Below are 24030 nucleotides of genomic sequence, written 5' to 3' on the forward strand. Positions count from 1 at the left end.
TCAGTCCGACTCCTCCAGACGGAAGCCGAGCTTCAGGCCGACCTGCCAGTGCGCGACCTGCCCGTCCTCGATCTGGCCGCGCACCTGCGTCACCTCGAACCAGTCCAGCTTGCGCAGGGTCTGCGAGGCGCGGGTGATGGCGTTGCGGACGGCCTGGTCGACGCCGTCGGGCGAGGTTCCGACGACCTCGGTGACCCGGTAGGTGTGGTTCGACATCGGGTGCTCCCTTCCGAGGGACAGCGGTGTGCCCCGCGTCACTCCACCGTGCCCCAAGTCGGGACGGAGCGCGAGGCATCGGCGTTCGGGGTGGAAACCGTCCGGTACCTCCCCTTGACCTTTGTAATGGTCCATACCAAAATCCCAGACACCCGTTCGAGCCTCGGGCTCGTCCCCCACGTCGGGTCTCCCTTCGCGTGTGCAGGACGCACCTGCCTCCGCCCTCTGTTCGTCAGTCAGAAGGACCCCTCGTGAGACGTCGCCTCCTTGCCCTTGTCTGTGTGTCCGCCTCCGTGCTCAGCGGCTGCGGTCTGATCTCGCAGGACGGCGGGGGCGACCGCCGCACCGTCACCGTGTGGCTGATGAAGGACAGCGCCTCGCAGGACTTCCTGAAGCGGTTCACCGAGGGCTTCGAGGCCGACCACCCCGACCTCGACGTGGACATCCGCATCCAGGAGTGGACCGGCATCGGCGACAAGGTGCAGTCCGCGCTGAAGGCCGACGGCACGGACGGACCCGACGTCATCGAGGTCGGCAACACCCAGGTCCCGCAGTACGCGGAGGGCGGCCGGCTGCAGGACCTGACCCTGGAGTCGATGCGCGACTGGGGCATCCGCGACTGGCTTCCCGGCCTCGCCGAACCCGGGCTGTGGATGTCCCAGCAGTTCGGCGTCCCCTGGTACGCGGCCAACCGCGTCGTCATCTACCGCAAGGACCTCTTCGAGCAGGCGGGCGTCAACGAGCCGCCCCGCACCCGCGAGGAGTGGATCGCCGCCACGGAGAAGCTCGACAAGAACGGCGACCAGGGCATCTATTTGGCCGGCCAGGACTGGTACACGCTCTCCGGCTTCATCTGGGACGAGGGCGGCGAGCTGGCCACCCAGGCGGGCGAGGGCGGTGTCTGGACGGGCGCCCTCGACTCCGAGGCGGCCCTGCGCGGCATGGACTTCTACCGCGAACTGCAGGCCCTGGGCGACGGCCCGGTCGACGCCGACGAGGAACACCCGCCGCAGGCCGGGGTCTTCGCCAAGGGACAGGTCGCGCAGATCATCGCGGTGCCGGGCCAGGCCCAGTCCATCCTGCGCGAGAACCCCGGCCTCAAGGGCAAGATCGGCTTCTTCCCCGTGCCCGGCAAGAACGCCGACAAGCCCGGCGCCGTCTTCACCGGCGGCTCCGACCTCGTCGTCCCGAAGAACACCGACCAGGAGGAAGGCGCCCTCGCCGTGATCGAGGCGCTCGCGGGCGAGAAGTGGAACACCGACCTGGCCCGCACCATGAACTACGTCCCGAACAAGAAGTCGCTCGCCAAGGAGGTCTCCGGCGAGGAGGGGATCGAGGCCATGGCGGCCGGCGCCGCACAGGGCCGGGCGACCCCAGGCACGCCCCAGTGGGGTGCCGTCGAGGCGGACAACCCGATCAAGGAGTACATGACGAAGGTGCTCAAGGGGGCGGACGCGAAGTCGGAGGCCCGGAAGGCCTCCGACCGCATCACCGAACTGCTGGACGCCAACGCGCGCTGACCGACCCGCGGCGGGGCCGGCCCGCACGGCTCAGCAGGGCTCGCTCAGCGCGCCACGCTCAGCGACAGGGCGAAACGGCCGTCGCCGTCCGTCCACCAGTGGGCCAGGTCGAGCCCGGCCGCCGCCAGCTCGGCCCGCACACCCTCCCGCCGGAACTTCGCGGACACCTCGGTGCGCAGCTCCTCCCCGTCCGCGAAGTCCACGGCCAGGTCGAGCGCCTGGACCTTGACGGTCTGCGCGGTGCGCGAGCGCAGCCGCATCTCGATCCACTCCCGTTCGGCGTTCCACAGCGCCACGTGCTCGAAGGCCGCGGGCGCGAAGTCGGCCTCCAGCTCGCGGTTCATCACGGACAGCACGTTCTTGTTGAACTCGGCCGTCACCCCGGCCGCGTCGTCGTACGCGCGGACCAGCACCCCCTCGTCCTTGACCAGGTCCGTGCCCAGCAACAGGCTGTCGCCCGGGGAGAGCAGGGCGCGGACGGAGGCCAGGAACACGGCGCGCTCCTCGGGCAGCAGGTTGCCGACGGTGCCGCCGAGGAACGCGACCAGCCGGGGGCCCGGCGTGTCGGGCAGCGTCAGTCCTCCCGTGAAGTCGGCGATCAGCGCGTGCACCTGGAGGCCCGGACGCTCGGCGACGAGCGCCTGCCCGGCCTGGGTGAGGGCGCTCTCGCTCACGTCGACCGGCACATAGCCGCGCAGCCCGGTCCGCTCCGTCAGCGCGTCGAGCAGCACACGCGTCTTCTCCGAGGAGCCGGAGCCCAGCTCCACCAGGGTGCGCGCGCCGGTCGCCGCCGCGATCTGCCCGGCCCGGTCGACGAGGATCTCCCGCTCGGCCCGGGTCGGGTAGTACTCGGGCAGCGCGGTGATCGCCTCGAACAGCTCGCTGCCCCGCGCGTCGTAGAACCACTTCGGCGGCAGCCACTTGGGCGTGCTCGTCAGGCCCGCCAGGACGTCGGCGCGCAGGGCGGCGTCCGTGGCGTCCTCGGGCAGCGTCCGGGTCAGACGGAACTGGCTCACGTGCGGGGCTCCTTCGGGGAGACGAAAGCGTCTGCGGGGGCGGATGCGCCCGGGACCTTGAGCGCGGTGAGCCGCACCTCCGCGTGGCTCGCCACGAGCAGGGTGCGGTCGGGGACCTCATGCCAGCCGGGGTCGTCGTCGTAGGGCTCCGAGGCGACGACCGTGCCGCCACCCGGACGGGACAGGTACCACAGGGTGTCGCCCCAGGTGGTGGCCGTGACGGTGGCGCCGTTCGTCAGGAGCAGGTTGAGCCGGGAGGCGGGGGCCGCCGCGGCGACCTCCAGCACCGTCTCGGCCAGCGCCCTGCCCTCGTCGTCCCCGGCGCGCAGCCGGGCCAGGACCAGCGCCCACACGAGCGCCGAGTCGTTGCGCGCCTCCAGCGACAGCAGCTCCCCGGGCGGCAGCGTCGCGGCCACCGGAGCCAGCGAATCCGGCCAGCCCGCCACGGCGCCGTTGTGGCTGAACAGCCAGGTCCCCGCGGCGAACGGCGCCGCGGCCGCCTCCGCGTCGGCGCCGGCCAGCGTCGCGTCCCGTACGGCGGCGAGCAGCGCGCCGGTCCGTACCACCCGGGCGAGGTCGGCGAAGGACTGGTCCGCCCAGATGGGGCCGGCCCGGCGGTACCGGGCGGGCACCGGGTCCCCCGCGGCGTACCAGCCGACGCCGAACCCGTCGGCGTTGACCGTGCCGTACCGCTGGTGCCGCGGTGCCCAGGACTGGCGGTACAGACCGTGCGGCGGCGTCACGAGGAGATCGCCGAGCGGCTCCCCGGGGCCCACGTAGGCCAGATGTCGGCACATCAGACGCCTTCCTGCGACCGGGCCGTGCGGAACCCGGAGAAGATCTGCCGCCGGATCGGATAGTCCCAGTTGCGGAACGTGCCCCGGCAGGCCACCGCGTCCACGGCGAAGGAACCGCCGCGCAGCACCTTGTACTCGGGCCCGAAGAAGACCTCCGAGTACTCCCGGTACGGAAACGCCCGGAAGCCCGGGTACGGGGCGAAGTCGCTCGACGTCCACTCCCACACGTCGCCGATCAACTGCCGTACGCCGAGCGGCGACTCACCGGCCGGGTAGCTGCCCGCGGGCGCCGGACGCAGGTGCCGCTGCCCGAGGTTGGCGTGCTCCGGACCCGGGTCGGCGTCGCCCCACGGATAGCGCATGGCGCGGTCGCCGGCCGGGTCGTACCGTGCGGCCTTCTCCCACTCGGCCTCGGTGGGCAGCCGGCGTCCCGCCCAGCGGGCGTACGCGTCGGCCTCGTACCAGCACACGTGCAGCACCGGCTCGTCGGCCGGGACCGCCTCGGTCACTCCGAAGCGGCGCCGCAGCCACTGCCCGCCGTCCCGGCGCCAGAACAGCGGGGCGGTGATGGAGTGCCGGCGGATGTGGTCCCAGCCCTCGGGGCTCCACCAGCGCGGGTCGTCGTAGCCGCCGTCGTCGATGAACGCCAGGTACGCCCCGTTGGTCACCGGGGTGGTGTCGATGTGGAACGGCGCCACCTCGCGCCGGTGCGCGGGGCGTTCGTTGTCCAGTGCCCACGGCTCGGTCGACGTGCCCATCGTGAACGGGCCGCCCGGAACCAGGACTTCGGCCGGTCCGGTGAACAGCGGTACCGGGTCCGGGTCGGGCGCGGTCAGGGCCTGCGGGCCCGTGCGCAGCTGATGGGTGATCAGCATGGTCTCGTCGTGCTGCTGTTCGTGCTGGGCGATCATCCCGAAGGCGAAGCCCGCCTCCGTCAGCCGCGTCCCGTCGAACGCGGTGCGCTCCAGCACGTCCAGGGCCCGTCCGCGCACGTCCGCCGCGTACCGGCGGGCCTCGGCGGGTGACAGCAGCGGCAGGCTCGGCCGCTCGGAGCGGGGATGCTCGAAGGCGTCGTACAGGCCGTCGATCTCCGGGCGTATCGCCTCCTGCCCGGCGACCGCGCGCAGCAGCCACTGCTCCTCCTGGTTGCCGATGTGCGCCAGGTCCCACACGAGCGGGGACATCAGCGGCGACACCTGGGCGGTCAGGTCGGGACCCTCCACGCAACTCGTCAGCACAGTGGTGCGCTCCCGGGCGGTGACGAGCGTGGTCAGGGCCCGCTCCCGCAGGGCCTCGGCGGTGGTGGTCGTGGTCGCGTCAGTGGGGTCGGTCATCAGCGGGTCTCCCTCCCGTGCGGGCCACGGCCGGCGCCGCCCGGCATGTCCAGCAGATCGTCGGCGGGACAGCGGCCCCTGAGGACGTAGCGCCCCATGTACTCGGCGACGGCGTCCGTCACCTCGGCACTCGCGCCGAGCCGGGGCAGTGCGGCGAGCGTCGCGGCGAAGCAGGTGACGGCCGCCTCGCGCAGCTCGGGGTCGGTCAGGGCGTCCCGGGCCGCGGCCTCGTACAGCGGGTTGTGCGGCGCGGGCAGGCCGAGCGTGCGCTCGGCCAGGGGCTTGACGGCACGGTAGGCGGTCTCGGTGGCCTCCGGGTCGTCGAACAGAGCGGCGGTCACCGCCAGCGGCACGATCCAGCCGTCGTCCCCGGGCTGCGCGTCGATCATGCGCAGTTCCAGATGACCGCGCGGCCGTACCGGCGGGAAGAGCGTGGTCAGGTGGTAGTCCAAATCCTCCCTGGTCGGTGGCCTCGGCACCAGCTCGCGGGTCCACTCCCGCAGGGTCAGGCCCTCCGGCACGTCCCAGGGACCGCCGTCGCGGCGTACGCACATCACCGGGGCGTCCAGCACGTGCCGGGCCCAGGCGCCGCGCGGGTCGCTGTCCAGCGGGGGACCGCCCGCCCGGCCGGCGCCGATCTGCGTCCACCGCAGCTGCCGGGTGGACCGCCAGCCGGTGGGACGCCCGCCGGACAGCGGGGAGTTCGCGAACGCGGCCAGCAGGACCGCACCCAGGTGATGGGCCAGCCACCACCGGCGCACGTGACCCAGCGGCCCCGGCTCCTCGTGCCCGGCGTCCACGCACACCTGCACGGAGGCGGAGGCGCACATCATGAAGCGGCCACCGGGGCCGGTGCGGTCGAGACAGGACTCCATGGCGTCGTAGCGCGGCTGCCGCAGGTAGCGGCGCGGCGCCTGCCAGGGATCGTGGCCGAGGCCGACCAGGGCGAGGCCGTCCTCGCGCAGTACGGCGCGGACGGCGTCCAGGTCGGCGGAGACGGAGCGGACGCACTCCATCAGGGAGGCGGCGGGGAGCGAACTCAGCTCCAGCTGGCCGCCGGGTTCGACGGTCAGCGCCGACCTCAGGGGCACGGCCCGCAGTGCGGTGTACACCGCGCGGAGCCGTTCGGGTGACACGGGGAGCCGCGGCGCGCGCAGCTCGTGGACGAGCCATTCCACCTCGACGCCGAGGAGCCTGGGCGGACCGGTCTTGAAGCAGATGCCGTGGACCAGCGCCTCGACCTCGGCCTCACTGACGGCGGTACGTGGCCGGATACAGCCACCAACCGGATCGGACATGTCGGGATCCTCCTGAGATTCCACCATGCCGCCGGCCCTTCTGCGGTGGGCCGGGCCGGCACACTCGTCCCACCCAAGACCCTTGCGTCGCTCCGCACAAGGGTGCATATCGGGACGTTCCTGCTCGGTAATCTCCGCGATCCGCCCGTTTCCGGGGCTTTTCCCGGGCGTTCGCCGGTCGGGAAACTCCGTTGCACCGCATCCCAGCATCACCCAGGATTCCCGCATGAGCACGACGGGGAAGACCGCGCCGCGCGCGGTCACGGCGTCCACGGGGGTGGCGCCGTGAGCGCGCGCCTGCGAGGCATCGCACAACAGACCGAACAGATCGTCGCGGCCGGGGCCTACCGCAGGTCCGACGGCCGCGAGGTGTCCGTCGCGGCGGCGATCGAGGCGGCACGGGACGGTACGCGCATGTACGGACCCGGGCCCGTCGAGCCGGCCCTCTCCGTCCCGGTGCGGACGGTCTTCGAGGTCACCGGCGAGAGCAGCCTGGAGGCCGCCCGCCGCCTCGGCGGCGAGGTCGCCGTGCTCAACTTCGCCTCCGCGCGCAACCCCGGCGGCGGCTACCTCAACGGCGCCCAGGCCCAGGAAGAGGCCCTGTGCCGGGCCTCCGCCCTGTACACCTGCCTGGTGCGGGTACGCGAGTTCTACGACCACCACCGCGCGCACCGCGACCCGTTCTACACGGACCGCGTCATCCACTCGCCCGGCGTGCCCGTCTTCCGCGACGACCGCGGCCGCCTGCTGGACGAGCCGTACACGGCCGAATTCCTCACCTCCGCCGCGCCCAACGCCGGCGTGGTGCTGCGCACGGCCCCGGAGCGCGCCCCGGAAGTGCCCGCCGCCCTCGCCGTGCGCGCCGAGCGGGTGCTGGAGACGGCCGCGGCCCACGGATACCGGCGACTGGTGCTGGGCGCCTGGGGCTGCGGGGTGTTCCGCAACGACCCCGCCCAGGTCGCCGGCGCGTTCCGTGCGCTGCTCGGCCCCGGCGGGCGGTTCGCCGGTGCCTTCGAACGGGTGGCGTTCGGCATCCTGGACCGCACCCCGGGCGCGGTCGTCCGGGCGGCGTTCGACCGCGCCTTCCCGGAGGGCGCGGCCCGCTCCGGTCAGCTCCAGCCGTAGCGCTCCCGCAGCCGCTGCCGTACGAGGTCGAAGCGCATCCGGTCCAGGGCGCAGGCCTCGCGGCGCATCCCGGCGTCGTGCAGGCGCAGCACCCGGTCCACGCCGACCCAGGAGTCGCGTCCGGAGCGGTCCCACGGCCCGCTCCCGATCGGTACCCACTCCCGGTCCCCGTCGTGCCGCTTGCTGGACAGCTGCACGGCCAGCACCGTCCCGGCCGCCTCCCGGGCCACGACGAGGACGGGCCGGTCCTTGCCCCGGCCGTCCGCCTCCTCGAAGGGCACCCACGTCCAGACGATCTCGCCGGGATCGGGGTCGCCGTCGTGCGCGGGGGAGTACTCGGTCCGCACCCGGCCCACGTCCCGGGGATCGGCCTCGGCGGTGGCGGAGGGACCGTAACGGCCGGGGACGGTCTCGCCGTTGCTGTCGATGTCGTCGGTGAAGGCGCTCACGGCCGTACCGTACGGGACGTTCCCGCGCGGACGCGCGGGGACCCGCGCCGAGTGGCAGGCTGGCCCCCGGGCCCGACTTCGAGAGGCCCGGCCACCGACCGCACGAGTCGGGCGAGCCAGTACGAATCGGTACGAGTCAGTTCGAGGCAGAAGGCGACGTCATGACCGACCAGCTCACCGTGAGCGTCCTGGGCACCGGCATCATGGGTGCCGCGATGGCCCGCAACCTCGCCCGCGCCGGGCACACCCTCCGCGTCTGGAACCGCAGCCGGGACAAGGCCGAGCCACTGGCCGCCGACGGCGCGCACGTCGCCGGCAGCCCGGAGGAGGCCGTCAGCGGCGCCGACGTCGTCCTCACGATGCTGTACGACGGTCCCGCCGCCCTCGACGTCATGCGGCGGGCCGAGCCCGGCCTGCGTCCCGGCACCGTGTGGGCGCAGTCCACCACCGCGGGCGTCGACGCGGTCGCCGACCTGGCGGCCTTCGCCCACGAGCAGGGCCTCGTCTTCTTCGACGCCCCCGTCCTCGGCACCCGTCAGCCCGCCGAGGCCGGTCAACTGCTGGTGCTGGCCGCGGGGCCCGGCGAGGCACGGGACAGGGTGGTGCCCGTGTTCGACGCCGTCGGCTCCCGCACCGTGTGGACCGGCGAGGACGGCGCGGCCGGCAGCGCGACCCGGCTGAAGCTGGTGGCCAACAGCTGGGTCCTCGCCGCCACCAACGCGGTCGGCGAGGTCCTGGCGCTCGCCAAGGCGCTGGGCGTGGACCCGGACGGCTTCTTCGACGCCATCGCCGGCGGTCCGCTCGACATGGGCTACCTGCGCGCCAAGGCCGGTCTGATCCGCGACGGCGCGCTGACGCCGGCCCAGTTCGCCGTCGCCACCGCCGAGAAGGACGCCCGCCTGATCGTCGAGGCCGGCGAGGCGAACGGCGTCCGTCTGGACCTCGCCGCGGCCGGTGCGCAACGGTTCGCCCGGGCCGCCGCCCAGGGACACGGCGACGAGGACATGGTGGCGGCCTACTTCGCCAGTTTCGAGGAGAAGACGACCGACTGAGCCCGCCCGGGGTACCGGGTGCCCGAGACCACACCGACACCGACACCGACACCGACACCGGCGACCGGAACCGGTGCCGGACCACACCGATCCCGAGGAGCCCGCATGTCCAAGCCGCCGCTGCCGCCCGAGGCCGTCGAACTGCTGCGCCGCCCCAACCCGTGCGTCATGGCCACCCTCCGCTCGGACGGCGCCCCCGTCTCCACGCCCACCTGGTACGCGTGGGACGACGACGGCCGCGTGCTGATCAACCTCGACGCGGGCCGCGTACGCCTCGGACACCTGCGCCGCGATCCGCGTGTCACCCTCACCGTCCTCGCGGGCGACGACTGGTACACGCACGTCACCCTCATCGGCCGCGTCGCCGAGACGCGCGACGACGAGGATCTCTCCGGCATCGACCGTCTCTCCCGGCACTACACGGGCAACCCGTACCCGGACCGGGAGCGTCCCCGGGTGAGCGCCTGGATCGAGGTGGAGCGCTGGCACGGCTGGGGGGAGATGAAGGACAGCGACCAGTCCGGCTGAGCCCGGGGCGCGGGGGCGGAGCGGGCGTATGATCGCCGCGCGGCATCGCGTGTCGGTCACCGTCCGGGTGAGGCATGGAGGCGCCGCGGAGATGCCCGTGGAGGCATTGACCGTGTCAGTCGAGTTCAACCACACCATCGTTCTCTCCCGCGACCGGGAGAAGTCCGCCCGCTTCCTCGCCGGAATCCTGGGTCTCGAGGTCGGCGATCCGGCCGGAATGTTCCTGCCCGTGACGACCGCCAACGGCGTCACCCTCGATTTCGCCACCGTCGACATCGACATCCCCGTGCAGCACTACGCGTTCCTCGTCTCCGAGGACGAGTTCGACGGCGTGCTCGCCCGCCTCGTCGCGGGCGGGACACCCGTCCAGGCCGACCCGCACGGCCGGCACCCGCGCCGGATCAACCGCAACGACGGCGGCCGGGGCGTGTACTTCACCGACCCGTCCGGGCACGGCATGGAGGCCTTCACCCGCCCCTACGGCAGCAACCCGTCCTCGCCGCTGAACGGCGTCACGGAGGACGTGCCCGGGGCCCGCTGACGGGCGTCCGCCCGTCGCGTCCGGACCACCGGCCCCGGGATCTCACCCGTCACCGGCGGGCTCCACCGGGGCCGGACCGGAGGCGTGGTTGCGCCGCGGCAGCAGCAGCGGCGTCGCCAGGAGCAGGACGCCCGCGAGCGCGACCGCCGTACGCGTTCCGGTCAGGCCGGCCAGCAGGCCCCACACCGCGGTCAGGGCCGCGGTCGTCAGCTTCCCGGTGACCGTCCAGGCGGACAGGGTGCGCGCGACCCGGTCCGCGGGCGTCAGCTCCAGCCGACGGGTGGCGTACACCGGGTTGTAGACGCCCACGGAGGTGATCAGGCCGAACTCGACCACCATCACCAGGACCAGTCCCGCCGTCCCCGGGCCGACGAAGGCCAGCCCGACGGGCCAGCACACGCGCAGCACGCCACTGGTCACCAGTACCCGGTGCTCCCCGAAGCGCGCCACGAGCGGGCCCGCCAGCCGTGAGCCGACCAGCCCGCCGACGCACGGCACCGCGAACGCGAGCGAGTACTGCCAGGGCGCGAAGCCCAGATCGCCCAGCATGAGCACGGCGAGCAGCGGTGCCGTCGCCATGATCAGGCCGTTGACCAGGACCGTGTTGAGGAACAGCGGGCGCAGCACCGGCGAGGCGAACACGTACCGCCAGCCGTCCAGCAGGTCACCGGCGCGCAACCGGGCCGCTTCCGCGCGCCGCGGGTGCGGCTCCCCGCCGCCGATCGCGCGGATCCCCAGCGCCGAGAGGAGATGGCTGACCGCGTCGGCCGCCACCGTCACCACCGGACCGAAGAGTCCGATCGCGGCCCCGCCGACCGGGGGCCCGAGCATGGCCGCGGTCCAGGTCGTCGCCTCGAACCGGCCGTTGGCCCTCAACAGGTCCCGCGGTCGCACCAGCGCCTTGAGGCAGGAACCGGCGGCGGCCCGGAACGTGATGTCGGCCGCGGCGACGACGACCGACACGACCAGCAGCTGGGCGAAGCCGAGCCGTCCGCACGCGTACGCGAGCGGCACGCTCAGCAGCACCGCGCACCGGAGCAGGTCCGTCGCGACCATCACCGGCCGCTTGCGCCGGAACTCCACCCACGGCCCGAGCGGCACGGCCACCACCGCACCCACCGCGAGACCGGCCGCCGCGAGCGCCGCCACTTGCGCGGGCCCGGCGTCCAGCACCATGACCGCGATCAACGGAAAGGCGTCGAAGGCGAGCCGCGTGCCGAACGTGCTGACCGCGAACGCCGCCCACAGCCATGCGAACCCCCGCCCCAACGACCCGCCGCCCACCACGTCCGACTCGACCACACCCGACTCCGTCACGCCCGACATCCAAGCGAGCCGGGGCCGAACGGATCAAACAACCGGCCGGGCAGCAGGTACAACCAGACGTTGTACGCCGGGGTGCTGGTGTTCCTACCGGGTCAGCAGCTCGCGCAGCGCCCCGGCGACCTCGCCCGGCGCCTCCTCCGCCATGAAGTGCCCGCAGCCCACGGTCTCGTGCCGCAGGTCCGGCGCCCACGCCCGCCACAGCGCGGCGGCGTCGTAGCCGAGAGCGACGCCCCAGTCCTGCTGGAGGACGGTCACCGGCATCCGCAGCCGGTTGCCGTTCTCCCGGTCCGCCCGGTCGTGGTCGACGTCGATGCCGGCCGAGGCCCGGTAGTCGGCCACGATGGAGGGCACCGCCTCGCGCGACGCCTTCAGGTATGCGGCGCGGACGTCGGCGGGCAGGGCGTCCGGGTCCCGGGTCCAGATGTCGAGGAAGTGACTGAAGAACGCGTCCGGCGCGGCGCCGATCAGCTGCTCCGGCAGTCCCGGCGGCTGCGCCATCAGATACAGGTGGAAGCCCACCGCCGCCGTCGTGCCGTGCAGGACGTCCCACATGTCGAGCGTCGGCAGCACGTCCAGCGCGGCCAGGTGCGTCACCGCGTCCGGGTGGTCGAGCCCGGCGCGCACCGCGACCAGCGCGCCCCGGTCGTGACCGGCCAGCGCGAACCGCCCGTGCCCCAGCTTCCGGGCCAGGGCGACCACGTCGGCGGCCATGGCCCGCTTGGCGTACGCGGTGCCGTCCGGGTCGGCGGGCTTGTCGCTGGCGCCGTAGCCGCGCAGGTCGGGGCAGATGACCGTGTGGTCGGCCGCCAGGTCGGCGGCGACGTGCCGCCACATCAGGTGGGTCTGGGGGAAGCCGTGCAGCAGCACGACGGGGCTGCCGGTGCCGCCGACGGCCACGTGCAGGCCGATGCCGTCGGCGACCGTCACACGGTCGTGGGTGAAGCCGGGGATGGTCGGTTCCATGGCTGGTCGTGCCCTTCTCTTTCTCTCGGTTCTCTGCGCTGCGTGCCCACATCGCGTGGGCGACGCCCTCGAGCCTGCCGCGCGCGAATCAGCAACCGATCAGCAAGCGGCCGGGGACCGCCCCGCACGCGTACCGTGGTGATCGCACGAACGGTGGCGGATCGCAGCGGACGGAACACGGAACATGGACGCGGTCACGTTCGGCGTGCTCGGAGCGGTCACCGCCGGACGCGGCGGACATGTACTCGCTCTCAAGGGCCCCCGGCACCGGGCCGTGCTCGCCCGGCTGGTCCTGGCCCGCCGGCGGGTCGTCCCGGTCGACCGCCTGGTCGAGGACCTGTGGGACGCGCCGCCGCCGCGGGCCGTGGGAGCGGTACGCACTTTCGTCGGGGACCTGCGCCGCGCCCTGGAACCCGACCGCCCGCCGCGCGCCCCGGCCCGGCTGCTGGTCACCGAGGGCCCCGGATACGCCCTGCGCGCCGCGCCGGACACCGTGGACGCGTGGCGCTTCGAGGCCGCCGTCGCCGAGGCCGACCGGCTGCCCGCCGCACAGGCGCCCGACCGGCTGCGGGCGGCCCTGGGGGAGTGGCGGGGGCCCGCCTACGCCGAGTTCGGCACGGAGGGCTGGGCCCGGGGCGAACGCTCCCGGCTCACCGAGCTGCGGCTGCGCGCCGTCGAACGCCGGGCGGAACTGCTCGTGGAACTCGGCCGCGCCGCCGAGGCGGTCCCCGACCTCGACGCACACCTCACCGAGCACCCCTGGCGCGAGGAGTCCTGGCGCCTGCTCGCGCTCGCCCTGTACCGGACCGGACGGCAGGCGGACGCCCTCGCCGTACTGCGCCGGGCCCGCGCCCTGCTGGCCGGACGGCTGGGCATCGACCCCGGACCCCGGCTGCGCCGCCTGGAGGCCGGCATCCTCGCCCAGGACCCGGACCTGGACCCGCCCGGCGAACCCGCGGACGCGGCGGCCCGGCTGTGGGCCCGGACGACCCAGGCGTACGACCGCACCGTCGCCGCCGGTGCCCGGGCCCGTCTGGAATCCACCGTCGGCCTGCTGCGGAGCCTCGCGGTCACCGGCGGCGGTGGTCTGGAGGCCGCCCGGGAGCACCGGACGACGGCGATCCAGGCCGCGGAGGAGACGGGCGACGCGGAACTCACGGCCCGGGTGATCGGCGCCTACGACGTCCCCGCCAACTGGACCCGCGGTGACGACCCGGAACTGGCCCGGCGGATCGTCGCGGCGGCCGAACGCACCCTCGTCGCCCTGCCCGACGACCCCGCCGCCGACGCGGCACGCTGCCGCCTGCTGGCCACCGTCGCCCTGGAGTCGCGGGGCGTGCGCTCCCCGCGCGGGCCGCGGGCGGCCGCCGAGGCCGAGCGGATCGCCCGCCGCCTGGACGACCCGGCGCTGCTCGCGTTCGCCCTCAACGGCGTCTTCATGCAGTCCTGCACCCGCGCCGGGCTGGCTCCGCGCCGCGACGCGATCGGTGCCGAACTCGTCGCCCTCGGCATCCGGCACGGCCTGGTCAACCACGAGGTGCTCGGCCACCTGATCCGGCTCCAGGCCCGCGCGGCCCTCGCCGACCTCACCGCCGCCGACGAGCACGCGAGGGCCGTGGACCGCCTCGCCGAACGGCACGAGCGCCCCCTCGTGGCCGTCTTCACCGCCTGGTACCTGGCCCTGCGCGAGGCCGTCTCCGGCAGCCCGTACGACAGCGCCGAATCCGCCTACCGGTCGGCCGCCGCGCGGCTCGACGGCGCCGGGATGCCGGGTCTGGAACGCGGGCTCCTGCCCCTCGCCCTGCTCGGCCTGCGCCTGGCCCGCGGCCGTCCCGCGGAGGTGGACCCGCGCGCCGACTGGGGGCCGTACCGGCCCTGGGCCGAGCCGTTCACCCTCCTGGCCGAAGGCCGCGACACCGAGGCCCGCGGCGCCCTGCGGGCCCTGCCCGAACCGCCGCCCGACCTCCTCTACGAGGCCCTGTGCTGCGCCGAGGCCGCGCTCGCCCTCGACCTCGGCGACCGCCCGGCCCTGCGGCGGACGTACGAGAGGCTGCTGCCCGCGGCCGGCGAACTCGCGGGCGCGGGCAGCGGGCTGCTCACCTTCGGACCGGTCGACGGATGGCTCGCCGCGATCCGCCGGGCACTCGAGGCGTGAAGGCGGGGGAGCAGCGCGACGAGAGGGGTCCGAAGGCGAGCGAGGAGGAGCCGGCCGACGTGTACGCGCCCGAGCGCTGGGCGGCGCACCGGCTTCGCCGTGAACCAGGAGCGTTCCGAGCGGGGGCCGGTCGCGGTGGGCGTCCCCGTGTGCGACGAGGGGGCCGGGCGGTGGCGGCATGGTGGTTTCGATGCCGAGCGTGCGCTACGACCCGCACCGCCTGCCGTTCCTGGTGGCGACGCTCAACGCGGCCGCACGGGCACCGGAGGCGGACCTCGCGTCGGGTCCCGCGGCGGGACGCCGACCGGGGGTTGCCCGGGCCCGCTCCGGGTACCCGCCGGCCATGAAGTGGCAGCAGGTTCAGGAGGGTCCGTCCGCGGTGTACGTGGTGGTGCTCGACCAGGGCGAGGACGCCGTCGCCGAGCTCACCGCCTTCGCCCGTGACCGGTCGCTGGGAGCCTCCCAGGTGACCGCCGTGGGCGCCTTCTCCGAGGCGGTCGTCGGCTGGTTCGACCGGCAGGCCAAGGACTACCGGCACATTCCGGTCCAGGAGCAGTGCGAGGTGCTGTCCCTGATCGGGGACATCGCCGTCGCCGACGAGGGACCGACCCCGCACCTGCACGCCGTGCTGGGCCTGTCCGACGGCTCCACCCGCGGCGGCCACCTGCTGTCCGGCAAGGTCTGGCCGACGCTGGAGGTCGTCGTGCGCGACAGCCCGGCGGAGCTGGCCAAGACCCACCGCCCCGACATCGGCCTGGCCCTGATCGACCCGGGCTGAGCCGGCCGTCGCGGAACGGTTTACCGGCCCGGGTGCGGGCTACGCGGCCCGCAGACAATCCCCTACCGACACCCCGGGAGGCGCGAGATGACACGGCGCATCCGAGACGTGATGTCACCGGCCGCGGTGGCCGTCGAGCCCATGACGACCGTGGCGCGGGCGGCCCGGTTGATGCGCGAGGAGGACGTCGGCGACGTCCTGGTGACCTACGACAGCGACCTGTTCGGCGTCCTCACCGACCGCGACATCGTGCTCCGCAGCGTGGCCGACGGCCGGGACCCGGACGCCACGACCGTGGGCGCGGTGTGCACGCCGCCGCCCGTGGTCACCCTCGAACCCGACGACACCACCGACCGCGCCGCCGAGCTGATGCGCCGCCACGCCGTGCGCCGGCTCCCGGTCGTCGAGCACGGCGGCGTCCCGGTCGGTGTGGTCACCCTCGGCGACCTCGCCGCCACCGACGACCCGCACTCCGCGCTCGCGGACATCAGCCGGGCCGCACCCGGCCACTGACATCCGGCCACTGACATCGGCCAACGGCAGACGGCCGCCGAACCCGGCCACTGACACCCGGCCACTGACACCCGGCCAACGGCACACGGCCACCGAGCCCCCGATCACCGGGGAGGAACGGCATGAGTGACAGACACAGCCCGCACCGGGCCACGGAACCCGTCCCCCGTTCCCGTTCCGGCGCCGTCGGCCGCCGCTTCCCGCGCACCGGGACCGAACCGGTCCGCGCGCAGAGCCCGCTGCGGCTGCGCCTGCTGCTGTCGGCGGTCTTCCTGCCGCTGTTCCTCGCGGGGGCCGTGTTCTTCGGCGTGTGGGCCGCCGACACCGGCTCCGGGGACAGCCCGGGCCGCGGCATGCTCGTGGTCGTCGCCGTGGTGTGCGGAGCGCTCGCCCTCCTTGCGGCGGCCGACCTGCTGGTGGTGATCCGCCGGCTGCGGAGCGAACGCGGCACGCCCGCACCGCACTGACCCCCAGGACCCGAGGAGACCCGAGGAGGGGGACGGAGGAAGCGACATGGCGCCCACGGCACGCACACCCACCGCACGCACCCCGGAGGACCGCCGCGCCACCACCCGCACCGCACGGCTGCGCAGCCGGATCCCCGAACCCGACGAGGAACCCGACCTGCTCGGCCAGTACCTGACCCAGATCGGGTCCACGCCGCTGCTGACCGCCGAGGACGAGGTCCGGCTCGCCACCCGCATCGAGGCCGGTGTCCGGGCCAGGGAGGAACTCGAGACGGCCGACACCGGCGAGCCCGCCCCGACGCCCGGGCGGCGCCGCGCGCTGGAGAAGACGGTCCACGACGGCCAGGCGGCCAAGGACCACATGGTGCGGGCCAATCTGCGGCTCGTGGTGTCGATGGCCAAGCGCCACGCCCACCGCGGGCTGCCCCTCCTCGACGTCATCCAGGAGGGCAACCTCGGACTGATCCGGGCCGTGGAGAAGATCGACCACACCAAGGGCTTCAAGTTCTCCACGTACGCCACCTGGTGGATCCGCCAGGCCATCGAACGGGGCCTGGCCACCCACGCGCGCACGGTACGGCTGCCCGTCCACGTCGTGGAGCAGCTGCAGAAGCTCGCCAAGGTCGAACGGAAGCTCCGCGCGGGCCTCGACCGCGAGCCGACGACCGAGGAGGTCGCCGCCGAGAGCGGCATCGACGCGGGCAAGGTCGTCTGGTTGCGCAGGGTCGGACGGGACGCGGTCAGCCTGGACACCCCCGTGGACGAGACCGGCGACACCGTCGTCGGCGACCTCATCCCCGACACCGAGGTGCTGCGTGCCCCGGAGGTCGCCGAGTTCCAGGCGCTCGCGGCGGAACTGCGGGAAGCCGTCGGCACCCTCGCGCCCCGCGAGTCCCTGATCCTCAGCCTGCGCTACGGACTGCACGACGGCCGCCCACGCACCCTGCAGCAGGTCGCCGAGCACGTGGGCCTCACCCGCGAACGCGTCCGCCAGCTGGAGAAGGCCTCGCTCGCCCATCTGCGCGCCCCCGAGAACAGGGAACGCCTGCTTGACTGGGCGAGCTGATCCGGCCCGGGCGTCGGTCCGGGGAAGTCCGGGGAAGTCCGGGGCGTCAGTCGGGCTGCTCCGTCCGCAGCCGAGCCCCCTGCCGCAGCAGTTCGCGCTGGACCAGCCGGTAGGGCAGCCCGCGCGGTCCGCGCCCGTGCCGGACGGTCAGCGCCGCGCACACCCCGGCCGCGTGACCGGTCGCCATGGCGATGGGCATCACCCGGTACGACGAGTGCGCCACGTGCGTCCCGGAGATGCAGCGCCCCGCGACCAGCAGCCGCTCGGTGTCCCGGGGCAGCAGGCAGCGCAGCGGGATGTCGTAGAAACTGCCCTGCGGCACCCGCTTGAGGACGGTGCCGGAACCGCGCGGGTTGTGGATGTCGACCGGATAGGCACCGTGCGCGATCACGTCCGGGAAGGTGCGCGCCGCCAGGATGTCGTGACCGGTCAGCTGGTAGTCGCCGAGCACCCGCCGGCTCTCCCGCACCCCGATGTGCGTGCCGCTCTGCACCACGTACGACTCCTCGAAGCCGGGCACGCGGGTGCGCAGGAAGCGGTCGATCTGCGCCAGTTGGTGCCGGGCCGTGTACTCGGCGCGGGTGAGGTCCCAGACGCTGGTGCCGAGGACCCGGGTCACCCGGGTGCTGTTGACGGCGACCTCGCGCGGGTGCGGGGTCGCGAAGAAGAGGATGTCCTCGCGCGGCAGCCGCAGTTCCCCGTTGGCCCTGGCCTCCTCGATCAGGTCCCACAGCCCGTGCACGCCGCGCCACTGGTCGGGGTGCTCGCGCACGTAGTCGGCGAAGTCCGGCCGGGCGAAGTCGGCGACGCGGAACATCAGCGTCATGGGCTGCACCAGCCCGTCCTCCGGCCGTCCGATCTCGTACGGCGCCCCGCAGGCCGTCGCCACGTCGCCGTCGCCCGTGCCGTCCACGACCACCCCGGCGTCGATCACCACCGGTCCCGACTTGGTCTCGAACACCACCCGCCAGCCCGAGCCGTCCTCCAGCGGCAGCGCGCCGGAGGCGAAGGAGTGGAACAGCATCCGCACTCCCGACTCGTCCATCATCTCCAGCAGGGAGAACTTGAACAGCTCCGGGTCGAAGGGGACCGTGTACCCGGTCTTCGGGGAGGGCGGCAGACAGCCGCCGCGGCCCATGAGCCGGTCCAGCAACTGCCACAGGACGCCCGCGACCACCGGCTCGCCCTCGCCGTGGTCGGTGGGCAGCAGCCGTGAGGTGTCCCCGGCCTCGGTGAACGCGGCCTGCTTGTGCTCGTTGTGGAACGACATCAGCGGCATCACCAGCGCCACGGTCGCGTTGCCGCCGAGGAACCCGTACCGCTCCACCAGTACGACGTCGGCCCCGGCGTCGGCCGCGCCGATCGCGGCCGCGAACCCGGCGGGGCCGCCGCCCACCACCAGGACGTCGCAGCGGCCCCCGTGCCGGGCGGGCCGCGGCGGCAGCGTGACGGTACGGGACTCGCGGGGCTCTTCCAGGATCGGCATCGCTCACCCTCCGGGTCAGGCGCTCAGCGGCCGTGATTCGGCACGGTACGGCTCGTCACCCGCCGGCCCGCCACCCGCCGGCCCTTCGCCAACCGGCCCTTCGCCCGCCGGCCCCTCGACGGCCGGCCCGGCGTCCGCCGCGGGCGCGCCGCCCGAGCCGCGCGCGGTACCGATCTCGTCGAGCAGGGACCCGCACCGCGCACAGGTCTCCCGTGCCGACGCGGTCAGCTCCGCCATCCGGGACCTGAGGTCGTCCCGGCGCTGCGGGTACTCGTCCCAGAGCCGGTCCACCTCGGCCAGCAGCAGTCCGGCCTGCTCCCGCGCCACCCCCACCAGCGCCGGGGCGCCCAGCCGGCGCGCGAAGTCGAAGACCTTGCCGGAGTACGGCAGCGGCAGCACCGGTACGCCGGTGAGCGCGGCGAAGATCACGAAGTGCAGCCGCATGCCCACGGCCACGTCGAGGTGGCGCATGAAACCGAGGACCTGCCCCGGGCTGTAGTCACCGTGCAGGATGCGGCCCTGGTCCGGGGCCGTCATGTGGGACAGCACGGCGTGCGCGTGCCGTACGTCGTGCCGCTCCATCGGCAGGAACACCACGTGCGCGTCCAGCCGGCGGACCAGGAAGTCCGCGACGTCGGCGAGCAGGGCGTGGTAATCGCCCTCGTCCAGCTTCTCGGCCGCCCGCCCCGGCTCGCGCACCGACATCCCCACCAGCCGGGCGCCGGACGGGATGCCCTCGTCGCGCATCATCGCCTCGGTGAACGGCTCCGGGGCCAGCAGCAGCGCCGGGTCCGCGGTGACCGCGACCTCGCGCTCCAGGCCGACCTCCTCGAGCACCAGCCGCGACTCCTCGTCCCGCACCACGACGTCGTCCATCTCCGCCAGCACCGTGCGCACCGCGTCCCGGTCCTCGGCGTCCGTCAACGGGCCGGCGCCGACGGCGTAGGCGAAGGTGGGCACGTGCCGGATCTGCGCGGCGCGCACCAGCCGCAGATAGCGCCGCGCCTCGCCGTCGTAGAGGATGCCTCCGCCGCCCAGCACCAGCAGCTCCAGGCCGGGCAGCACGTCCACGACGTGGTTCCGGCTGACCCCCTCCCAGGGGACCACCTCGTCGGCGTCGGGGTGATGGGCGCGGGTGTGCTCCGCGTTCCGGCTCAGGACGACGAGGCGCGCGTCCGGCCGCCGGGCGCGCAGACAGCTCAGGACGCAGGTCAGAATCGCCTCGTCGCCGGTGTTGAAGCCGCCGTAGGAACCCAGCACGCCGATGCGCGGGCCCCGGTGGGCGGGGTGCGGATGCGAGGGCCGAAGAGTCATCCGGAGCTCCCGTCACGTCGGCGGAGTCGGCCGTGCGCGCCGGTCACGGTGCGTGGGCCGCGCACGGTGCCGGGTTGCCTGCCCGGCATCCCGGAAACACCCTGATCAGGAACCACCCCGAACGCGACCCCGTCCCGTACGAGGAGCACCGGTGAACGTCTCCCTCAGCGTCTGGCTGCTGACCGTCGCCGGCCTGTGCGTCCTCGTCGCCGCCGACTTCTTCATCGGCCGCAAGCCGCACGACGTGTCCCTCCGGGAGGCCGGGATCTGGACGGCCGTCTGGGTGGTGCTGGCCTGTCTGTTCGGGGTGGGGCTGCTCGTGTTCGGCGGCGGCGGGCCGGGCGGCGAGTTCTTCGCCGGTTACCTCACCGAGAAGTCGCTCAGCGTCGACAACCTCTTCGTCTTCGTCCTGATCATGGCGAAGTTCGCGGTCCCCTCGCAGTACCGGCAGCGGGTGCTGATGGTCGGCGTCCTGGTGGCGCTGGTGCTGCGCGCCGCGTTCATCGCGGCCGGCGCGGCGATCATCTCCGCCTTCTCCTGGGTGTTCTACCTCTTCGGCGCCTTCCTGATCTGGACCGCCTGGAAGCTCGTCCAGGACGCCCGCGAGGGCGGGCACGAGCAGGAGGAGCAGGAGGAGTACGAGGAGAACAAGCTGCTGAAGTCCATCGAGCGCCGCTTCGGCGTCGCCGACCGCTACCACGGCACCGCACTGTGGGTCGAGGAGAACGGCAGGCGGGTCATGACCCCGATGCTGGTCGTGATGCTGGCCATCGGGTTCACCGACATCCTGTTCGCCCTGGACTCCATCCCCGCCATCTACGGCCTGACGCAGGACCCGTACATCGTGTTCACGGCCAACGCGTTCGCCCTGATGGGCCTCAGGCAGCTGTACTTCCTCATCGGCGGTCTGCTGAGGAAGCTGGTCCACCTCTCGTACGGCCTGTCGGTGATCCTGGGTTTCATCGGCGTCAAGCTGGTGCTGCACGCCCTGCACGAGTCCGGCGTGCACGTGCCCGAGATCGGCATCCCCTTCTCGCTCGGGTTCATCGTGCTGGTCCTCGTGGTCACCACGGCGACGAGCCTGTGGACCACACGGCGGCAGGAGCGGGTGTGACGCCTGCCTTCGAGCCCAGGAGCTGCTCCACCAGTTCCTGGGTGCCCAGGACCGTGAGCAGGGCGAGCCGCTCCGCGTCGGCGGTGTCCGGTTCGGCCGTGTAGACCATGATCCGCAGATCGCTGCCGGCCACGCCGAGCACGTCGCAGTCCAGGGTGAGGGGCCCCACCCGCGGATGGTCGACGACCTTGCGGGCCGCCTCGTGCCGGCCGACCGCGTCCGCCCGCCACAGCTCGGCGAACCGCTCGCTGCGGGCACGCAGCTCCGCGACCAGCCGGGCCAGCCGCCGGTCGGCGGGATAGCGGACGGCGGTGGCGCGCAGGTCCGCGACGAGGGCCGCCTCGAAGGCGCGGCGTTCCTCGGGCGTGTACCGGGCCCGGCTGCCCGGGCCGACGAAGTTGCGCCACACGCCGTTGCGCTCCGGGCCCCGCCACCGCGAAGGGTCGCCCATCAGCGCGGCGTAGGGCGGGTTGGCGAGCAGCAGCGTCCACGCCGCGTCGTACACGGCCACCGGGGTGCCGGCCAGGCGGTCGAGGAGCCGGTGGACGCTCGGCGGGATGTACGCCGGAACCGTCTCGGGACCCGGCGGTACCAGCCCGGCCAGCCGGAACAGATGCGCGCGCTCCTGGGCCGGCAGGCGCAGCGCCCGTACGAGGGCCTCGACGACCTGGGCCGAGGGGTTGGCTGCCCGGCCCTGCTCGAGGCGGGTCACGTAGTCCACGGAGACACCGGCCAGCAGGGCCAGCTCCTCGCGCCGCAGCCCCGCCGCCCGCCGGTGCCCGCCCGAGGGCAGCCCGGCCGCCTCGGGGGAGACCCGGTCCCTGCGCAGCCGCAACGCCCGCCCGAACTCCGTAGCCGTCATGCTCCCCAGTGAACACCGCGGGCGTCCGGTCTTCCTGGTACCCGCGGTCCCAGGAAGACGGGACGCCTGGCTGTCGGCACCGGCGCGCCACAGGCTGGATTCCATGACGACCACACTGATCACCGGAGCCAACAAGGGCCTCGGCCTCGAGACGGCCCGCCGCCTCGTCGCCGCCGGCCACACCGTCTACGCCGCCGCCCGCGACCCCGAGCGCGGCCGCCGCGCCGCCGCGGAACTGGGCGCGCGCCCCCTCGTCCTGGACGTCACCGACGACGCGTCGGTGACCGCCGCCGTGAAGACCGTGGAGGCCGACGGCGGCCTCGACGTCCTGGTGAACAACGCCGGCATCGAGCAGCGCGGCGCACACAACACCGTGGCCGGGGCGCAGGACACGACCCCCGACTTGGTGCGCACGGTCTTCGAGACCAACGTCTTCGGCCTGGTCCGCGTGACCTGTGCCTTCCTGCCGCTGCTGCGCCGCTCCGCCGCCCCCGTCGTGGTCAACGTGAGCAGCGGACTGGCCTCGCTGACCGGACTGACCTCACCGGCAAGTCCGGGGTACGGCTACCCCGGCCTCGCCTATCCGGCGTCGAAGACCGCGGTCAACGCGCTGACCGTGCAGTACGCCAAGGCGTTCCCCGGGATGCGGATCAACGCGGTCGAACCCGGCTTCACCGCGACCGACCTGAACGGCAACACCGGCACGCAGACCGTGGCCGAGGGCGCCGAGGTCATCGTCCGGATGGCCCGGCTGGGCCCGGACGGACCCACCGGGGGCTTCTTCGACGCGGCGGGTCCGATGCCCTGGTAGCGCCTCAGCAGCCCGCCGGAGTGGGCCTGCCGCGCGAGATCACACGGCTGCCGTGCTCGTCGACGAGGCGGGCCTGGAGCGAACCGCAGGCGCACCGGGTCCACAGGGTGCCGCCCGCCCCGGTGGGGTGGGCGGACAGCACCTGGAAGGGCTCGGCAGCGTCGGGCCACCCGCAGTGCGGGCAGACGACACCGGTCGTGCTGGGCATGGCGACTCCTCGTGCGTCAGTGGTACGTCGGGATGCTGGTGTGGGTGTTCGGTCCCACCGTGGCGCCACTGACAGGGTGCGGCCACGGATCCGTTCACGTCCAGGTTGACTTTACGGACTCCACCGTGAAGCGTGCACTTCATGATTGATCTGCGCAGGCTGCACGTGCTGCGGGCCGTCGCCCACTACGGCACCGTCACCGCGGCGGCCCGCGCCCTTCACTTCACCCCCTCGGCCGCCTCGCAGCAGATCCGGCAGCTCGCCCGGGACCTGGGCGTCGACCTGCTGGAGCCGCAGGGGCGCGGGGTACGGCTCACCGCGGCCGCCGAGAGCCTGCTCGCACACGCGGACGCGATCGAGGCCCGCTGGGACGAGGCCGAACAGGATCTGCGTTCGGGGGAGGGCGCCCCAGCCGGGCCGCTGCGGGTCACCGGGTTCCCCGTGGCCGTCTCCGTCCTGCTGGCCCCGATGGCGGCGCGGCTGCGCGAGCGGCACCCCCGGCTGTCGGTGCGGATCCGGGAGGTCGAGGTGGCGGAGAGCTTCGACCTGCTCTTCGAGGGGGAGAGCGATCTGGCGGTGGTGGAGGCGACGCCGGCCAGCCCGCCGTCGGCCGACGCGCGCTTCGACCAGCGGCCGCTCCTGGACGAACCGTTCGACCTGGTCGTCCCCGCGGACCATCCGCTGGCCGGACGGGACGGCGCCGACCTCGCCGACGCGGCGCACGAGGCCTGGATCGCGCCGCTGCCGCAGAGCCCCTGCCGGACGCACGTGATGTCGGCGTGCGGTGCGGCCGGGTTCACCCCCGACGTGGTCCATCACGCGGTGGACTGGAACGTCACCGCCCACCTGATCGCCCACGGGCTCGGCGTCGCGCTGGTGCCCCGGCTCGCCCGGCTGACCCCCGAGCTGCCGATCGTCCGCGTGCCCTGCGCGAACCGGCCGCACCGCAAGCTGCTGACCTGCACGCGCAGCGGCGGTCACCGTCGTGCGGCGGTCGCGGCCGCGCTGGAGGAGCTGCGCACGCTGGCCGCCGCGGCGGTGGCCTGACACACGGCGGGACCGGAGCTCGGCCGAGCTCCGGTCCCGTACAA

General features: G+C 73.9%; 25 protein-coding genes. 13 read left to right on the top strand and 12 right to left on the bottom strand.

Annotated features, from left to right (window positions below; translation table 11 throughout):
- Nucleotides 1-216 carry a dodecin gene (locus tag ABS735_RS13405; protein ID WP_030399431.1) on the bottom strand — a complete coding sequence of 72 codons (216 nt, stop codon included), beginning with the start codon at nt 214-216 and terminating at the stop codon, nt 1-3.
- A gap of 251 nt (nt 217-467) precedes the next feature.
- Here ABS735_RS13405 and ABS735_RS13410 point away from each other — a divergent pair, with 251 nt between their 5' ends.
- On the top strand, nt 468-1736 hold the full coding sequence (locus tag ABS735_RS13410) for an extracellular solute-binding protein (protein ID WP_373905836.1): 1269 nt from the start codon (nt 468-470) through the stop codon (nt 1734-1736).
- Between the two features lie 44 nt (nt 1737-1780).
- Here ABS735_RS13410 and egtD read toward each other — a convergent pair whose 3' ends face one another.
- Genes egtD through egtA form a run of 4 tightly spaced genes read right to left on the bottom strand, consistent with a single transcriptional unit; the run spans nt 1781 to nt 6181 of the window.
- Nucleotides 1781-2752: an L-histidine N(alpha)-methyltransferase gene (gene egtD, locus ABS735_RS13415; protein WP_373905835.1), complete on the bottom strand. Its 972-nt coding sequence runs from the start codon at nt 2750-2752 to the stop codon at nt 1781-1783.
- Nucleotides 2749-3549 carry an ergothioneine biosynthesis protein EgtC gene (egtC, locus tag ABS735_RS13420; protein ID WP_373905834.1) on the bottom strand — a complete coding sequence of 267 codons (801 nt, stop codon included), beginning with the start codon at nt 3547-3549 and terminating at the stop codon, nt 2749-2751. Before egtC ends, egtD begins: the two co-directional genes overlap by 4 nt.
- The gene (egtB, locus tag ABS735_RS13425) at nt 3549-4883 is read right to left on the bottom strand and encodes an ergothioneine biosynthesis protein EgtB (protein ID WP_373905833.1); all 1335 of its coding nucleotides are present in this window, start codon (nt 4881-4883) and stop codon (nt 3549-3551) included. Before egtB ends, egtC begins: the two co-directional genes overlap by 1 nt.
- On the bottom strand, nt 4883-6181 hold the full coding sequence (egtA, locus tag ABS735_RS13430; RefSeq protein WP_373905832.1) for an ergothioneine biosynthesis glutamate--cysteine ligase EgtA: 1299 nt from the start codon (nt 6179-6181) through the stop codon (nt 4883-4885). The genes egtB and egtA overlap by 1 nt, the downstream gene beginning before the upstream one ends.
- Nucleotides 6182-6466: 285 nt before the next feature.
- On the opposite strand from egtA, the gene ABS735_RS13435 reads away from it, so the two are divergent.
- Nucleotides 6467-7306, top strand: coding sequence for a TIGR02452 family protein (locus ABS735_RS13435; RefSeq protein ID WP_373905831.1), 840 nt, complete (start codon nt 6467-6469; stop codon nt 7304-7306).
- Here the strand turns inward: ABS735_RS13435 and ABS735_RS13440 are convergent.
- Nucleotides 7291-7755, bottom strand: a complete 465-nt coding sequence (locus tag ABS735_RS13440) for a type II toxin-antitoxin system PemK/MazF family toxin (RefSeq protein WP_373905830.1) — start codon at nt 7753-7755, stop codon at nt 7291-7293. The two genes, ABS735_RS13435 and ABS735_RS13440, sit on opposite strands and share 16 nt — an antisense overlap.
- Before the next feature lie 161 nt (nt 7756-7916).
- Here ABS735_RS13440 and ABS735_RS13445 point away from each other — a divergent pair, with 161 nt between their 5' ends.
- The 3 genes from ABS735_RS13445 (at nt 7917) to ABS735_RS13455 (ending at nt 9876) form a co-directional block, all read left to right on the top strand.
- On the top strand, nt 7917-8807 hold the full coding sequence (locus ABS735_RS13445) for an NAD(P)-dependent oxidoreductase (protein WP_373905829.1): 891 nt from the start codon (nt 7917-7919) through the stop codon (nt 8805-8807).
- Between the two features lie 105 nt (nt 8808-8912).
- Complete coding sequence (locus ABS735_RS13450; RefSeq protein ID WP_373905828.1) at nt 8913-9335, top strand: PPOX class F420-dependent oxidoreductase; 423 nt, start codon at nt 8913-8915, stop codon at nt 9333-9335.
- A gap of 112 nt (nt 9336-9447) precedes the next feature.
- Nucleotides 9448-9876 (top strand): VOC family protein, encoded by a 429-nt coding sequence (locus ABS735_RS13455; RefSeq protein ID WP_373905827.1) that lies wholly within the window; start codon nt 9448-9450, stop codon nt 9874-9876.
- A gap of 42 nt (nt 9877-9918) precedes the next feature.
- On the opposite strand, the gene ABS735_RS13460 is transcribed toward ABS735_RS13455, so the two are convergent.
- Both ABS735_RS13460 and ABS735_RS13465 read right to left on the bottom strand, forming a co-directional pair.
- Entirely contained in the window at nt 9919-11202 is a 1284-nt protein-coding gene (locus tag ABS735_RS13460; protein WP_373905826.1) for an MFS transporter, read from the bottom strand.
- An 84-nt stretch (nt 11203-11286) separates the two neighbouring features.
- The gene (locus tag ABS735_RS13465; RefSeq protein WP_373905825.1) at nt 11287-12165 is read right to left on the bottom strand and encodes an alpha/beta fold hydrolase; all 879 of its coding nucleotides are present in this window, start codon (nt 12163-12165) and stop codon (nt 11287-11289) included.
- A gap of 184 nt (nt 12166-12349) precedes the next feature.
- Here ABS735_RS13465 and ABS735_RS13470 point away from each other — a divergent pair, with 184 nt between their 5' ends.
- The 5 genes from ABS735_RS13470 to ABS735_RS13490 all read left to right on the top strand — a co-directional run bounded on the left by ABS735_RS13470 (nt 12350) and on the right by ABS735_RS13490 (nt 17144).
- Nucleotides 12350-14320, top strand: coding sequence for an AfsR/SARP family transcriptional regulator (locus tag ABS735_RS13470; protein WP_373905824.1), 1971 nt, complete (start codon nt 12350-12352; stop codon nt 14318-14320).
- Nucleotides 14321-14510: 190 nt separating this feature from the next.
- Nucleotides 14511-15098, top strand: coding sequence for a PPC domain-containing DNA-binding protein (locus tag ABS735_RS13475; RefSeq protein WP_373905823.1), 588 nt, complete (start codon nt 14511-14513; stop codon nt 15096-15098).
- Nucleotides 15099-15185: 87 nt separating this feature from the next.
- Nucleotides 15186-15611 carry a CBS domain-containing protein gene (locus ABS735_RS13480; RefSeq protein ID WP_373905822.1) on the top strand — a complete coding sequence of 142 codons (426 nt, stop codon included), beginning with the start codon at nt 15186-15188 and terminating at the stop codon, nt 15609-15611.
- Nucleotides 15612-15733: 122 nt separating this feature from the next.
- Nucleotides 15734-16078: a DUF6343 family protein gene (locus ABS735_RS13485; protein ID WP_373905821.1), complete on the top strand. Its 345-nt coding sequence runs from the start codon at nt 15734-15736 to the stop codon at nt 16076-16078.
- A gap of 46 nt (nt 16079-16124) precedes the next feature.
- Nucleotides 16125-17144, top strand: coding sequence for a sigma-70 family RNA polymerase sigma factor (locus ABS735_RS13490; RefSeq protein WP_373905820.1), 1020 nt, complete (start codon nt 16125-16127; stop codon nt 17142-17144).
- 46 nt (nt 17145-17190) lie between these two features.
- On the opposite strand, the gene ABS735_RS13495 is transcribed toward ABS735_RS13490, so the two are convergent.
- Nucleotides 17191-18630, bottom strand: a complete 1440-nt coding sequence (locus tag ABS735_RS13495) for an FAD-dependent oxidoreductase (RefSeq protein WP_373905819.1) — start codon at nt 18628-18630, stop codon at nt 17191-17193.
- Between the two features lie 15 nt (nt 18631-18645).
- Nucleotides 18646-19944, bottom strand: a complete 1299-nt coding sequence (locus tag ABS735_RS13500; RefSeq protein ID WP_373905818.1) for a polysaccharide pyruvyl transferase family protein — start codon at nt 19942-19944, stop codon at nt 18646-18648.
- A gap of 151 nt (nt 19945-20095) precedes the next feature.
- Here ABS735_RS13500 and ABS735_RS13505 point away from each other — a divergent pair, with 151 nt between their 5' ends.
- On the top strand, nt 20096-21058 hold the full coding sequence (locus tag ABS735_RS13505; RefSeq protein WP_373905817.1) for a TerC/Alx family metal homeostasis membrane protein: 963 nt from the start codon (nt 20096-20098) through the stop codon (nt 21056-21058).
- Here ABS735_RS13505 and ABS735_RS13510 read toward each other — a convergent pair.
- The gene (locus ABS735_RS13510; RefSeq protein WP_373905816.1) at nt 21009-21920 is read right to left on the bottom strand and encodes a helix-turn-helix transcriptional regulator; all 912 of its coding nucleotides are present in this window, start codon (nt 21918-21920) and stop codon (nt 21009-21011) included. The genes ABS735_RS13505 and ABS735_RS13510 overlap by 50 nt on opposite strands.
- A 103-nt stretch (nt 21921-22023) precedes the next feature.
- Here ABS735_RS13510 and ABS735_RS13515 point away from each other — a divergent pair, with 103 nt between their 5' ends.
- Complete coding sequence (locus ABS735_RS13515) at nt 22024-22731, top strand: SDR family NAD(P)-dependent oxidoreductase (protein WP_373905815.1); 708 nt, start codon at nt 22024-22026, stop codon at nt 22729-22731.
- Nucleotides 22732-22735: 4 nt separating this feature from the next.
- Here ABS735_RS13515 and ABS735_RS13520 read toward each other — a convergent pair whose 3' ends face one another.
- The gene (locus tag ABS735_RS13520; RefSeq protein ID WP_373905814.1) at nt 22736-22939 is read right to left on the bottom strand and encodes a hypothetical protein; all 204 of its coding nucleotides are present in this window, start codon (nt 22937-22939) and stop codon (nt 22736-22738) included.
- Nucleotides 22940-23080: 141 nt separating this feature from the next.
- Between ABS735_RS13520 and ABS735_RS13525 the strand changes: the two genes are divergently transcribed.
- Nucleotides 23081-23986 (top strand): LysR family transcriptional regulator, encoded by a 906-nt coding sequence (locus ABS735_RS13525; RefSeq protein ID WP_373905813.1) that lies wholly within the window; start codon nt 23081-23083, stop codon nt 23984-23986.
- The last annotated feature ends 44 nt before the right edge of the window (nt 23987-24030 follow it).

This window comes from Streptomyces sp. MMCC 100 (assembly GCF_041538145.2).
Taxonomy (GTDB): Bacteria; Actinomycetota; Actinomycetes; order Streptomycetales; family Streptomycetaceae; genus Streptomyces.

Excerpts from the sequence above, each read along its gene's own strand:
- ABS735_RS13405 (WP_030399431.1), bottom strand. The coding sequence starts at position 216 with ATGTCGAACCACACCTACCGGGTCACCGAGGTCGTCGGAACCTCGCCC.
- egtC (WP_373905834.1), bottom strand. The coding sequence starts at position 3,549 with ATGTGCCGACATCTGGCCTACGTGGGCCCCGGGGAGCCGCTCGGCGAT.
- egtB (WP_373905833.1), bottom strand. The coding sequence starts at position 4,883 with ATGACCGACCCCACTGACGCGACCACGACCACCACCGCCGAGGCCCTG.
- egtA (WP_373905832.1), bottom strand. The coding sequence starts at position 6,181 with ATGTCCGATCCGGTTGGTGGCTGTATCCGGCCACGTACCGCCGTCAGT.
- ABS735_RS13445 (WP_373905829.1), top strand. The coding sequence starts at position 7,917 with ATGACCGACCAGCTCACCGTGAGCGTCCTGGGCACCGGCATCATGGGT.
- ABS735_RS13450 (WP_373905828.1), top strand. The coding sequence starts at position 8,913 with ATGTCCAAGCCGCCGCTGCCGCCCGAGGCCGTCGAACTGCTGCGCCGC.
- ABS735_RS13460 (WP_373905826.1), bottom strand. The coding sequence starts at position 11,202 with ATGTCGGGCGTGACGGAGTCGGGTGTGGTCGAGTCGGACGTGGTGGGC.
- ABS735_RS13465 (WP_373905825.1), bottom strand. The coding sequence starts at position 12,165 with ATGGAACCGACCATCCCCGGCTTCACCCACGACCGTGTGACGGTCGCC.
- ABS735_RS13470 (WP_373905824.1), top strand. The coding sequence starts at position 12,350 with ATGGACGCGGTCACGTTCGGCGTGCTCGGAGCGGTCACCGCCGGACGC.
- ABS735_RS13475 (WP_373905823.1), top strand. The coding sequence starts at position 14,511 with ATGCCGAGCGTGCGCTACGACCCGCACCGCCTGCCGTTCCTGGTGGCG.
- ABS735_RS13480 (WP_373905822.1), top strand. The coding sequence starts at position 15,186 with ATGACACGGCGCATCCGAGACGTGATGTCACCGGCCGCGGTGGCCGTC.
- ABS735_RS13485 (WP_373905821.1), top strand. The coding sequence starts at position 15,734 with ATGAGTGACAGACACAGCCCGCACCGGGCCACGGAACCCGTCCCCCGT.
- ABS735_RS13490 (WP_373905820.1), top strand. The coding sequence starts at position 16,125 with ATGGCGCCCACGGCACGCACACCCACCGCACGCACCCCGGAGGACCGC.
- ABS735_RS13495 (WP_373905819.1), bottom strand. The coding sequence starts at position 18,630 with ATGCCGATCCTGGAAGAGCCCCGCGAGTCCCGTACCGTCACGCTGCCG.
- ABS735_RS13500 (WP_373905818.1), bottom strand. The coding sequence starts at position 19,944 with ATGACTCTTCGGCCCTCGCATCCGCACCCCGCCCACCGGGGCCCGCGC.
- ABS735_RS13510 (WP_373905816.1), bottom strand. The coding sequence starts at position 21,920 with ATGACGGCTACGGAGTTCGGGCGGGCGTTGCGGCTGCGCAGGGACCGG.
- ABS735_RS13515 (WP_373905815.1), top strand. The coding sequence starts at position 22,024 with ATGACGACCACACTGATCACCGGAGCCAACAAGGGCCTCGGCCTCGAG.
- ABS735_RS13520 (WP_373905814.1), bottom strand. The coding sequence starts at position 22,939 with ATGCCCAGCACGACCGGTGTCGTCTGCCCGCACTGCGGGTGGCCCGAC.
- ABS735_RS13525 (WP_373905813.1), top strand. The coding sequence starts at position 23,081 with ATGATTGATCTGCGCAGGCTGCACGTGCTGCGGGCCGTCGCCCACTAC.